The sequence below is a fragment of the Legionella gresilensis genome (genome assembly GCF_900639865.1).
Taxonomy (GTDB): domain Bacteria; phylum Pseudomonadota; class Gammaproteobacteria; order Legionellales; family Legionellaceae; genus Legionella_C; species Legionella_C gresilensis.
In genome coordinates this window covers 15,948-27,919 of record NZ_CAAAHX010000020.1, presented here as the reverse complement: position 1 = coordinate 27,919, position 11,972 = coordinate 15,948, and the positions used below count along the sequence as shown (strand labels likewise).

Sequence of the window (11,972 nt, the reverse complement as noted above, 5' to 3'; positions counted from 1 at the left end):
AAACCGTAAATTTTGACACGAATGGGGTCGATACCCCTAATAGGTGTATTATAATTTAAAGAAAATTTACCCCTTTTAATATATATATCTTCTTTGCTTGAATAATGCTTACCCATAATGGCAGTATTAGCTCGTAATAAATTTTTACAACTTTGCTTCTCGTAAAAAGCTATTTCGGCAACTAATGTTTGAGCATTATTAAATTTTAAAAAAGCTTTGAATAAAGTGATTTTCTGCTCGATGTTTCTTCCCCAAATTACGTCTATAGTTTTATGCATCTCAGGTTTTTGTATTAAGTCATCTAATTGTAAATAGATTTTTCCTCCATCTCTTATGCATAATAAGCCAGATATGGTTCTTTCTCCTTTAGGAGTCGAAAACTCTCCTTCAAATTCAATTTCCTTATCAATTTTCATTTTTTTTCCTACATATTTTTAATAAAGTATAGAACTACCGAAACCATGTATTTAAAATAAGCAAATAATTAGCGCCTTTTATTTAATATAATTATTAATATGCGGAAAGCCCTATAGTGACTGACACTTTTTTAGCCAAAAACCTTAAGCTCTTAATAAAAAACTATCATGTTACTGTACTTGCTATATCCAGAGAAATTAATGTTCCTCAACCCACTTTGCATCATATTTTATCTGGAATAACTAGAAAGCCACGGTTAGAGGTCATTAAGAAATTAGCGCAATATTTTAACGTTTCAGTGCATACCCTGTTACATGAAGAGCTTAGGAATGAATTAGTTGCCTTTAAACCCATACCATTATTTATTTGGGATAAAGTAGAAAAGTGTTTTAAGGAGCAACGGCTATCAGATACAATGATTTTAGATAAGTACCAGGAACAACGCTTTGCTTTTCTAATTAATAAAGATAATTGCTATTCCTCATTTCCTGATAAGAGCATAGTAGTACTTTCTAAAGATAAACCACTCCAAGAAGGGCAATATGGCCTTATATTCTTAAAAGATTATGGCCTCATATTAAATAAAGTTTATAAAGAGAAGGCAACCTTTTTTATTCGGCATAATAACTCTAGTGAAGATATACGGCTTTTGAAAATAAATTTAGAGCAGGATAGATGGTTAGGAGCAGTTTTAGAACTTCGATTAATAGGTCAGGCAACGATAGACAATTATTTGCTAAATAACATTTGAAATGCTCGTTGGTTGCAGTTTGTGAATCTTGTATATATTATTTTTGCATGAGGTTAATGTGCTAAAGAATTTTATCTAAGCAAATTCTTTTCTTTGAACCTAAACTATGGGTTTTCGTGATTAATAATATAAGGGTTTGTATAGCCTTCTATCTTAGCAACCGCTTGAGCCCACCATTTTTCCTGTTTTGTTGGAGGAAACTGCTTATCCCAGGCAATAAAAAGATTTCGTTGTGCTTCGCTTAAGGCAATGCCGTATTTGTAGGCCATAAATAAATTAGCACGTGCCACAATGCCTTTGGCGAAATCCGCAGGCTCAACTCGTCGAGAGGCCTTATCGATGTTAATAGGGCAGCCATAAAAAAGAGTATGCTTTTCTAACATGCTATATCGATAATTAGAACGTGCTTGATTAACTAGTCCTACAGCAGGCCAAAGGTTATAAAGCTCAGCTTCTGCTTGTCTAAATAGTTTATCACTCTTTTCACAACATTTTCTTCCTTTATAGCGTTTACCATTTTTTTTAACGCAGATTGGTTCTCGCCAACATTGGAAATGATTACCAAAGTTTTCAGCAGGCATCATATGTTCATATTCAATGCGATGAGCTCGTTTAATTTTAGCCGCTGATTGCATATTACAGCTTGCCAAATCAACTTGTAAGCGGGCATTAAATTTACATTTACAATAGAGCGTTTCGCGTTGAAACGCAAAAACAATTCTTGCTTGCTTTTTAGCCTCACTAAAGGTTTTAGGCGGTTGTGCTAGACTAGAAAAAGAGAGAAGTAAAACAGAAGCAACGCTTAATAAGCGAGAATATAAAATCATTGAAATAAGCCGTTAAGTTTCCATCTTTAAATACTTAAGCTTTATGGATAACACGTAGGAGCCTACGTAGTGTCTAAAGCTTTGAGAAGCATTTAAATATAAATCAATTTGTTTATTTTCCACAGTATTTATCATTTCTTTAACTTGCATTAAAGTATTAATTAACCTGATTTTAATGGCAAATCTTATAAAAAAAAAGATCATCAATACGATATTATCGCCAGCAAGTGTCATGAAGTATTTGTAAAAGATTCAATGCTTACCTTTCTGCATGATTTTTCAAACACCAGTTTTCTAGGGCTGAGTAGATTTCAAAATCAATTCTTGCAAATATTCATGAGGATACTTCTCAGTAATGAAATTGGCTAGTGACACAATGGATTATTAATAAATTAATATACTAAATTAGATAGCTGTTCTAAATTTGACATTTATTTAGAATTTTAATTATACTTATATTAAGTGGATTGGGAATTCCCGGTCGGCGTTATAGCCTTGGTTTAGTCCAGGGCTTTTCGCTTTTTAGGGAAAGCACTTTAGTCCAAATCCTCTGTAATCCCCTCCAACTCGATGTAGCTTTTTCTCTAAAATATCAAAAGCACGATTCTGTTGAGAAGGCGTAATAATTTTCCTGCCTATAGGGCGGGCTACTAAGTCAGCAAATTGTAGTCCACAAGAATTTGCTTTTTTATCTGCAAAGACAATTTCAAAAGGTAGTTTTTGCCTTAAATAATTATTGCCATCGCAGGCTCGTCTAAACACAAGCTCTAAATCATTGTCCTCTTTTTTTCCGCGACTTTCAAAAATAAGGTGCGTTGTTTTATTTTGCTGTTGAAAGGGAGCTAAGAATTTATAAAGCCTCTCTAGATTAAACACTAAGGCTAAGCTATAAGGATTTTCAGGATCTGTATATTGCCCTTTTAATAAATCTTTACGTATTGCTGATGAAATAATTGAAAACTCAGCCTCATCAATAATTTTATTTAAATCATAGAAAAAAGTGTTTCTAATTCTTTCATTGGTTAATATTCTAAACTCTTCTAACGATTTTTTTATTTTTCTCTCGTGTAGTACGACCATATTGTGCCCAAAATATTTGAATTTAAATGCTTGCAATTTTGGGATAATTGTTTGGCTATACTCATTTTTTCTAAAGATACAAAAAGCTAGAACAAATACAGGAAAATCTTTATCAATAGATTCCAAACTATGATCGCCACTTTCGTCAATATAGACAATAAATTCACTAAAATTAAAGTCTTCCATTAATGCAAATAAATTAACTATTTTGGCTATTTTATCATAATTATATTCAAAGTGGTTTCTATTTTAGATGAACTCGTGAAGACGCCATAAAGAATTATTTATCATTAATCATCTAGAGCTATATCACTTCGACCTCTTCTGCTTGTACGCCTTTTTTCCCTTGGCCTACTATAAAACTAACGCGATCCCCTTCAGTTAATTTTTTAAACCCATTCGTTTGAATCGCACTAAAATGGACAAAGTAATCTTTACCGCTGCTTTCAATAAAGCCAAATCCTTTGTCTTCATTAAACCATTTTACCTTACCACGTATTTTGTCTGCCATGTTGTCTCTCTAGAATTGAAAATTAATTCTAACAGCTATTTTTAGAAAACCAAAAGCCTAAACTCATGTTTATTTGCACTAAAAGGTTAGAATAGGCACCTTCTTAATTTAAATTCAAATTTAGATTTAATCTGAGAAAAAGCATATACTTATAAAATGTAGTTGTTGATAGGACTTTAGCTTCACTTACCACAGAAGATACAGTTAATATTTTGAGAGCAATCAGTGGCCAAATTGTTATCTTTTTTAGTCATAGATTCATCTTTATCTGCACGTATTATCATGCGTTGGCATTTTACTGCTTTGGATTATTATTTAGACATGGCCTGGAATCTTGAATCAGCACAAGACCGAGTCAGAACGAAACACTATGACTTTATTTTAATGGACATCGATTTAAAGGAAGTCTACTTAATTGATGAATGTAAGAAAAGCTCGCCTCTTAACAAGGAATCCCAGGTTATTTATTTAGCTTCTTCTCAAGCAAAAACAGTGATTAAACCTCGTGAGAAAAAAGTGTTAGTTCTTCCTAAGCCGTTGACAAAAAACGACACCCTAAAAATGATTGATTACTTAAAAACAGTTAATGAGTCAAGGAAATAGCCTTTTATATTTCGTAGATAGGGTCTATTTTTAAAAAGACTTTAATTTAAAAATAAACAAGGAGCGTTTATGTTTAAGAAAACACTGATTGCAAGTTCTCTTGCGCTTTCAATGATTATTCCTACTGTTAGCTTGGCTGAAGATAATTGTGCTTGCACATCAGGTTCAATGACTCAATGTCAATCAGCAATGGATAAAATGATGATGGACAAATTGGGTAAAAAAGATAACCAATATGATAAGCGTTTTATTGATTTAATGATTCCTCATCATGAGGGTGCCATCATGATGGCAAAAGATGCCCTACAAAATGCAACTCACCCTGAAATTAAAGAGTTAGCGCAGAAGATTATTGACAGTCAGCAAAAAGAAATAGACCAGTTAAAATCATGGCGTGCGCAATGGTATAGCAATGACCATTCTAACGGGCAGTCTAGTGGGCAATCAAATGGCCAATCCAGTGGTCACTCTACTGAAAGTAATATGTCTCATTAACCGTTGAAACAAGGAGAGTGACATGTCACATCAACAATATGAAGCATGCATTAAAGCATGTCAGGCTTGCGCATTAGAATGCGAGCATTGCGCAGCTGCGTGCAGCCAAGAAGATAATTGCAAAGAGATGGCTCAGTGCATAGCACTCGACCACGATTGCGCAGCGATTTGTGCAGTTGCTGTAGAAATGATGGCACGGGGCTCTGGGTTTGCGAAAGAGGTTTGCCGCTTATGCGCTCAAATTTGTCGCGCTTGTGGTGATGAGTGCAGCAAACATCAGCACATGGAACATTGCAAGCGCTGTGCAGAAGCGTGCTATCGATGTGCAGAAGAATGCGAAAAGATGGCTTCTTAATGTAAATATAAAACGCCATTGCAGTTAAAACTGCAATGGCATCTATGCTTAATGATTCATGGTTAGGGCAGGCGCCTTAATGCCTGCATAACTAACAATAGTCATCATGCCATTTTCTTGATGATAAAGCATATGGCAATGCATCATCCAGTTGCCTGGATTATCCGTATCAAACACCACTTTCACACTTGAATTTGGTAATACTAAAACCGTATCATGCAAAAGACCTTCGTTGATTTTTTTACCATCAATTTCGGTTACTTCAAACACATGGCCATGTAGGTGCATGGGACGGGCCATCATGGTTTTATTGTTAAAGACCATTTCCACACGTTTATTTTCATCAACCTTTAACGGTTTAATTTCAGGCCACCTCTGATTATTAATCGCCCAAACATAACGCATCATATCGCCTTCTAGATTGACAGTTAACGTTTGCCCTGGTGTCTTTTTCGCTAAAGGCTTGAGGGCTTTAAACGGTTTCGGCAGGGTCTTCAATAATTAAAGGGGCTGATAAAAATTGTTGAACTTGTAAGTCATGATGTGAATGGTGCCTGATTGCTTAAGTTTAAAACGATAATGGTATTCACCACCAGGCAAAATGGGTTTTTGGGTGACATAAGGCACGCCATCTTGATTATTAGGCACAACTAAACCATGCCAATGTAATACAGTAGGCTTGTCAGTTTGATTTTTAACCACTGCCTCAAACATCTGCCCTTTAACCCCGCGATAACCCCATGTCCCATCAGGTTGTTCAATCCGAAACACATCTGTCGTCTTGCCATTAACATCAAGCGTCTGTTTCTTAATCAGAAGCACAACAGGTGCTTTGGCCTGATTAGGTGAAGCGCTTGGCGCTGCAAACAATGGGTTTAAGGCCGCCGTACTGAGTAGGGTAGCGCTTAAAACAATAAATAATTTCATAATCCATTAATCCTTAACGAACATCATCTTTATAAAAGGCACGCAACTGGCTTAAGAGTTTTTGTAATTTAGTCCAATTGGCAACAGTGCCTTCTTTGTCATTAGCATCGCCTGTTTTATCAAGACGAGTCGCTAATTGATTTACGAAATCTAAGGTATCTTGCACCGTTTGTCTCTGCTCTTCTGATAAGTGTTCACTTAAAGGTGGTAAGGCGTGGGTTAAATCACGAATAGCAAAGGCATGGTCATGAATTGAGGTAAGTTTATTGTCTTTTATAGCTTGATTGATTGAGGCGCCATGCGCATCGATAACCTTCCAAATAGCGGGTATTGTTTTAGGTATTGCTACTTTAGGCGTCTCACTAGTTCCTGCAAAAAGTGCTAAGGAGGGGCCCCAAATAAAAAGGCTAAGAATAAGGCTTACATAGCTAGAAAAATTAGATTTTAATCGATTTCGTTTCATGTTGCTTCTCCTGATGGTGTGGGCTCTAAAGATTTTTTTCGCTCTCGCCTTTTTTCAAGCAGATTATAGACGGTAGGAACAACAACCATGTTAAGGAGTGTTGAGCTTAATAAACCACCTAACAACACTTGCGCTAAAGGACGCTCTAACTCCTTACCTGCAGGTGAGCCCCACAGTAAGGGAAAAAGCCCTAAGGCGGTGGTTGCTGCTGTCATTAAAACAGGTACAAGTCTATCTAGTGTGCCGTCAATAACCACTTGCTCGCGGGTTTTACCTTGTAGGTGGAGCTGATTGTAGTGACTCACTAAAATAATACCATTGCGCGCTGCAATCCCAAACAAAGTAATAAACCCAATCATCGCCGCAATACTCATCTCACCACTGACTAAGTAAAGTGAAATCACCCCCCCGATTAAAGCTAGTGGAAGATTAAACATCACAAGAAGCGCTTCTCTAAAAGTGCCAAATGCTTTATGAAGCAAAATAAGCATAATAAATATCACTAAAATGCTAAAGATTAAAATGACATTAGAGGCGTGTTGCTGACTTTCAAACTGACCGCCGTATTGGATAAAGTAGCCTGCTGGCAGTTTGAGTTGTTGCCCAACTTTACTTTTTACATCTTCTATTACACTGCCTAAATCACGATCTTGTACATTAAAAGAAACCACCAGCAAACGTCCGGCATTCTCACGGTTAATGGAAAAGGGTTGCGGCTCTAATGTGATATCAGCAACTGCACGCAAAGGAATTTGAGCGCTTCCTCCTTCTGCCTCATCATGAGCATCAATAAGCATGTTTTTGATGTCTTTTATACTGTCGCGACCTGTTTTATCCATCCGCAGAAATAAGTCAAACGTTTGTTGCCCTTCTAAAACGCTTGATACCGTCACCCCATTGAGAAGGACTTGCACGTCTTCTGAAATTTGTCCAACATTGACCCCATAGCGAGCCGCGCGTTCCCGATCAATTTTAATAACCAATTGTGGCACTTTAATTTGCTGCTCTTTATTGACATCGACTACACCTGGAATCGTTTTTAACAAGGCCTCAAGGGTTTGGCCCAACTCGTTTAAAGTCGTTAAATTATCGCCAAACACTTTGACCGCAACTTGCGCGCGCACACCCGACAAGACCTCATCCATGCGATGGGCAATAAATTGCCCAACGTTAAACACGGCTCCCGGAAGATTGGCTAAATCGGCACGAATTTTCCCTAATAATTCATCAGGAAGCATGGTGCGGTCTTTATCAAAATCAAGTCGCACATCAAATTCACTGACATTAGGCGGCAGCGCATCTTCATCGAGCTCACTGCGCCCTGCGCGTTGAGCAATGGAAATCACTTGCGGATAGCGCAATAACATAGTTTGCACTTGCCGACCTAGGCGCATGGACTCCTCAAGCGTGGTACCAGGCAAGGTACTCATGGTCACAATAAAATTACCTTCATGAAACTCAGGCAAAAAGGATGTGCCAAAAAAAGGCAGCAAAGACAATGTAAAGAGAAATGCTGCCAGAGCTAGCATGATTACGATTTTACTATGGGCCAAAGACCAATGCAAAATGGTTAAGAAATGACTTTTTAGCCATAGGACAAAGCGAGTTTCCGACTCAACTGCTTGCTCGTTTGATTGCTCTAAGGTAGCCAAAGGCCTATGCTCTAATAGGGCATGTAGGTTAAGTGCTTTATCGTTTATTTTTTCTTGATGACGAACCAATAAGAGATAACAAAGTGCAGGTACCATGGTAATAGACACGACAAGAGAGCCTAAGACGGATGCAATATAGGCAATAGCAAGTGGGCTAAAAATACGCTCTGCAATCCCTGATAAAAAGAAAATGGGTAAAAAGACCAGACAAACAATAATTGTGGCATAAACAACAGAGCTTCTGATTTCAAGTACGGCATCAAAAACCACAGCCATAGCAAATTTAGGATGAAGCGCCTCACGATTAACTCTTAAACGGTGTACGACGTTTTCCACCGTGATAATTGCATCATCAACCACTTCCCCAATGGCAATGGCCATGCCGCCTAAGGTCATGGTATTAATGCCAATACCGAAATAATGCAAAACCAATAAACCAATGATAAAAGACAGGGGCATCGATAAAAACGTAATGAAAGAGGCACGCCAGTTCATCAAGAAAACAAAAAGGACAGCGATGACAATGAGCGCTCCTTCAAGAAGGGCACGCGTTAAATTATAAATTGCCGATTCAATAAAATTCGCTTGCCGAAAGACGGCTGTTTTTAGTTCAACACCAGGCGGAAGCGCCTTTCTAATACTCTCTAGTGTCTGCTCCACTTTAGCGGTTGTCGTGACCGTGTCTGCGCCATAGGCTTTGGAAATTGTGCCAATCACGGCAGGTTTGGTATTAAAAGCACCATCGCCACGCTTTATCTCACCACCAAAGGTGACATTGGCAACATTGCCTACGGTAATAGGTATGCCCTTTCGGGTGGTAATGAGCGTTTTTTTAATGTCTTCAAGGGATTGTATGCGTCCACGTGTTGCCACCACAAATTCAGTGCCTGCTTGATGGACAAAGGCGCCTGGGACATTTTGATTGGCTGTGCTTAACGCTTGCCGAACATCCTCAATGGTAACGCGATAAGCAAGGAGTCGCTCAGGCATTAATCGTACTTGGTATTGTTTGACTTCACCTCCGATGGAAACCACTGATGCCACGCCACCTAAAGCAAGGAGCCGCGGTCTAATTGTCCAATCTGAAAGCGTGCGCAATGCTTCAGGGCTTAGTGTATCACTGATTAAGGCATATTTCACAAGCCACCCTACAGCGGAAATAACAGGAAGCATGACAGGTGGATTAATGCCTGGTGGAAGCCTGCTGCTGACTTGTTGTATACGCTCATTGACTAACTGTCGATTCCTAAAAATATCCGTTTTATCATCAAACACGACCGTAATGGTGGACAAACCGGCAGACGTTCTAGAGCGCACAGCAGCCACACCGGGGGTGCCATTAATAGCACTTTCTAAAGGATAGGTAATTAACGTTTCTACATCCTGAGTGGCCATGCCAGGTGCTTCGGTTTGCACAACCACCTGGGGTGGCGCAAACTCAGGAAAAACATCAAGCGGCATCTGCTTTAAGGTATACCCCCCTAACAAGCAAAGGACAAGGGTTAAAGCGAGCACTAAAAAGCGATTATGAAGTGACCAAGCGATTAAGTGGGTAAACATTAATGGGACTCCTCATGACCAGATTTAGGCTTCCCACCGCCACTGATGGATAATGTATATAATTGACGAGCCCCTTGTATCACCACTTCATCACCCGGCACTAAACCTGCTTTAATTTCGGTGTATTTATCATCGCTTGCGCCTATGCTAACCTGAGTTCGCTCATAGTACGTGCCTGACTTTACAAAAACAAAAGTTTCATTTTCTGCTTCAAGTAACGCGTTATTAGGAACAACTAGCGCTGCTTTTGTAAAACGCAACACGACATTGGCACGCACAAACATGCCTGGTTTTAATAAATCGTTCTTATTTGTTAGGCTAATTCGGACATTGATACTGCGGGTTATGGGATCTAAATTAGGTTCAATAAGGATAACTTTGCCAAAGAAAGTCTCTTTTGGGTAGCTTAATGCATGTATTTGAACAGCCTGACCTACTTTGACTTGTCCTAAGTCTTCCTCATAGACTTGAGCCACTACCAATAGCTGTTCGCGGTTGCTAATGTGAAAGAGCACGGTATTTGGCTCTACCGCTTGGCCAAGATTCACATTACGTGCATCAATAATACCTGTCATCGGGGCTTTAACAGCAACACTGGGTGGTGGGTCTCCTATTAATCGGGATTGCACGGTAGCTAACGTTTGCCCTTTGGTTACTTTATCTCCTAAATTGACCACAATATCGGTGACAGCGCCGCTAATTCGCACACTTACATCGGCCTGAAGATTAGGTAGCACCTGAACTTGACCATTTAGCGTCAAAAATTCTGCCATAGGACGCTGGCTTACTTCAGCCACGCGAATGCCAAGCAGGGTTGATTGTTTAGAGGTCAACGTGACCGATTGAGCAGGCCCTGCGGTATTGACCTCAATTTCTTCACCATGCGCTAAAAGAAGAGCGGTATAAAAAAAAGCGCCTGTAAAAAGGATAAGGCTAAAATATCGCAAAACCACGTGTCCATTTATCATTTTGTACATTCCTTTGCAGAAGCTAAGTAAGCGCAAAAATCACTACCACTACTTACGCCAATTGCCGTACATAACGCAACATACGATTGAAAGTATTTTTCTACCGTTGTTAGATAAGCCGTTTGTAAATCGTTTTGTTGGCGTTGAACTTGTAACACATTAAGCAGTGACATTTGACCCTTTTGGTAGGCATCCCGAGCAAGTTTCACATTTGCAAGCCCTAAGCGAAGTGAGGTCGCCTTGGTGTGCAAAAGACTACTTTTAAGCACGTTCACTTGACTAAAATTGCTGACAACTTCCGTTTCAATTGCAAGGTTAAGCGCATTCATTGCCATGAGTGCTTGTGTTTTTGTTGCACCTGCTTCCAAAATCCGCCCTTGATTACCATTAAAAAGGGGTAGCGGCACGGATAAAGAAACCGTTAACGCCTTATCTGCTTCCTGCGGTGGTGCGCCCTCAACCACAATCTTATCTTTTTCTACCCCAACCCCTAATGTCCAATCGGCAAAACGCTCCGCAAGCGCTAAATTTCTTTGAGCTTCTGCAAGCTTGACTGCCAAAAGAAGGCCCTGTCTGTCTGGGCGGTATCGAAGCGCTTTATTAATTAAATGAGCTAACTTAGGTTGTGCCGTTGGCAGTAGAATGGCTTTTTTTATCCGCAAAGGCGAGGTTGGTTTTCGACCAAGAAGCTGATTTAAGGTCGCATATTGGCTAACTAATTGGCTTTTTAAGAGCGCTTGGTCTTGCTCAATTCGCGCATACTCCATGCGCGCTGCATTATCATCAAGCTCTGAAATTTCTGCAGCATGATAACGATTATGGCTCACGCGCACCAACACTTGATTCAAGTGGCGCAAATAATTTAATTGCTGCATGCGATTTTCAGCCACAACCAACGCATAGAAAGCTGTGGCTACTTTTGCGCTAACCTGCCTTGCTGTTTCACGAAGCTCAGCTTGCGCACGTGCTAGCTCAATACAAGCAAGGGCTTTTTGCCTGGCAAGGCGACCTGAAACAGGTAACGGCTGATTGATAAGGACACTGCGAGTATATTCACCCTCATCTTTAAAAAATCGGTCATCCGTATTGGTTAGCTCCAAGCTTGGGTTAGGCCAAAGCCCTGCTTGAATGAGGCGACCCTTGGCCATCGCAATGGTAAAACGCGCCGCTCGTAAGTCTTTATTTTGCGAAAGCGCTAATCGATTTAGCTCAGTTAAGCCTAGAGGTGGCTCTGCATAAGCCATCACTGAACAAAGAGTTAATCCCCAAGCCATAAGAAGCAATCTTAACTTAAACCTGCGACGCGTTTTAAACATTCATTCATCCCTGTTAAACTCAAAATGAGAAATTTTAAGCCTCTGTT

14 protein-coding genes are annotated in these 11,972 nt (G+C 39.5%); 4 read left to right on the top strand and 10 right to left on the bottom strand.

The features are described from left to right. Positions 1-416 (bottom strand): ApeA N-terminal domain 1-containing protein (locus tag E1P04_RS16110; RefSeq protein ID WP_131783901.1); only part of this gene is annotated, 416 nt, incomplete at its 3' end. Between the two features lie 116 nt (positions 417-532). Here E1P04_RS16110 and E1P04_RS16105 point away from each other — a divergent pair. Continuing rightward, positions 533-1,168 (top strand): helix-turn-helix domain-containing protein, encoded by a 636-nt coding sequence (locus E1P04_RS16105; protein ID WP_165482827.1) that lies wholly within the window; start codon positions 533-535, stop codon positions 1,166-1,168. A gap of 104 nt (positions 1,169-1,272) precedes the next feature. Here the strand turns inward: E1P04_RS16105 and E1P04_RS16100 are convergent, their stop codons facing one another. The 3 genes from E1P04_RS16100 to E1P04_RS16090 form a co-directional block, all read right to left on the bottom strand. Next, complete coding sequence (locus E1P04_RS16100; protein WP_131783899.1) at positions 1,273-1,995, bottom strand: endonuclease; 723 nt, start codon at positions 1,993-1,995, stop codon at positions 1,273-1,275. A 522-nt stretch (positions 1,996-2,517) separates the two neighbouring features. Then, the gene (locus E1P04_RS16095; protein WP_131783898.1) at positions 2,518-3,261 is read right to left on the bottom strand and encodes a DUF3800 domain-containing protein; all 744 of its coding nucleotides are present in this window, start codon (positions 3,259-3,261) and stop codon (positions 2,518-2,520) included. 118 nt (positions 3,262-3,379) lie between these two features. Beyond that, positions 3,380-3,586, bottom strand: a complete 207-nt coding sequence (locus tag E1P04_RS16090) for a cold-shock protein (RefSeq protein WP_131783897.1) — start codon at positions 3,584-3,586, stop codon at positions 3,380-3,382. Between the two features lie 225 nt (positions 3,587-3,811). Between E1P04_RS16090 and E1P04_RS16085 the strand changes: the two genes are divergently transcribed. The 3 genes from E1P04_RS16085 to E1P04_RS16075 all read left to right on the top strand — a co-directional run bounded on the left by E1P04_RS16085 (position 3,812) and on the right by E1P04_RS16075 (position 5,039). After that, complete coding sequence (locus tag E1P04_RS16085) at positions 3,812-4,189, top strand: response regulator (protein ID WP_131783896.1); 378 nt, start codon at positions 3,812-3,814, stop codon at positions 4,187-4,189. 69 nt (positions 4,190-4,258) lie between these two features. Then, positions 4,259-4,684, top strand: a complete 426-nt coding sequence (locus E1P04_RS16080; protein ID WP_131783895.1) for a DUF305 domain-containing protein — start codon at positions 4,259-4,261, stop codon at positions 4,682-4,684. Between the two features lie 22 nt (positions 4,685-4,706). Next, positions 4,707-5,039: a four-helix bundle copper-binding protein gene (locus tag E1P04_RS16075; RefSeq protein ID WP_131783894.1), complete on the top strand. Its 333-nt coding sequence runs from the start codon at positions 4,707-4,709 to the stop codon at positions 5,037-5,039. 48 nt (positions 5,040-5,087) lie between these two features. Here E1P04_RS16075 and E1P04_RS18155 read toward each other — a convergent pair whose 3' ends face one another. Genes E1P04_RS18155 through E1P04_RS16050 form a run of 6 tightly spaced genes read right to left on the bottom strand, consistent with a single transcriptional unit; the run spans position 5,088 to position 11,925 of the window. Continuing rightward, complete coding sequence (locus E1P04_RS18155; RefSeq protein WP_282433136.1) at positions 5,088-5,537, bottom strand: multicopper oxidase domain-containing protein; 450 nt, start codon at positions 5,535-5,537, stop codon at positions 5,088-5,090. 3 nt (positions 5,538-5,540) lie between these two features. Further along, positions 5,541-5,966 (bottom strand): multicopper oxidase domain-containing protein, encoded by a 426-nt coding sequence (locus tag E1P04_RS18150; protein ID WP_242604498.1) that lies wholly within the window; start codon positions 5,964-5,966, stop codon positions 5,541-5,543. Between the two features lie 13 nt (positions 5,967-5,979). Further along, positions 5,980-6,429, bottom strand: coding sequence for a transporter (locus E1P04_RS16065; RefSeq protein WP_131783893.1), 450 nt, complete (start codon positions 6,427-6,429; stop codon positions 5,980-5,982). Next, complete coding sequence (locus E1P04_RS16060; protein ID WP_131783892.1) at positions 6,426-9,641, bottom strand: efflux RND transporter permease subunit; 3,216 nt, start codon at positions 9,639-9,641, stop codon at positions 6,426-6,428. The genes E1P04_RS16065 and E1P04_RS16060 overlap by 4 nt, the downstream gene beginning before the upstream one ends. After that, positions 9,641-10,609, bottom strand: a complete 969-nt coding sequence (locus tag E1P04_RS16055; protein WP_131783891.1) for an efflux RND transporter periplasmic adaptor subunit — start codon at positions 10,607-10,609, stop codon at positions 9,641-9,643. The genes E1P04_RS16060 and E1P04_RS16055 overlap by 1 nt, the downstream gene beginning before the upstream one ends. Then, the gene (locus E1P04_RS16050; protein WP_242604497.1) at positions 10,606-11,925 is read right to left on the bottom strand and encodes a TolC family protein; all 1,320 of its coding nucleotides are present in this window, start codon (positions 11,923-11,925) and stop codon (positions 10,606-10,608) included. Before E1P04_RS16050 ends, E1P04_RS16055 begins: the two co-directional genes overlap by 4 nt. Positions 11,926-11,972: the final 47 nt, after the last annotated feature.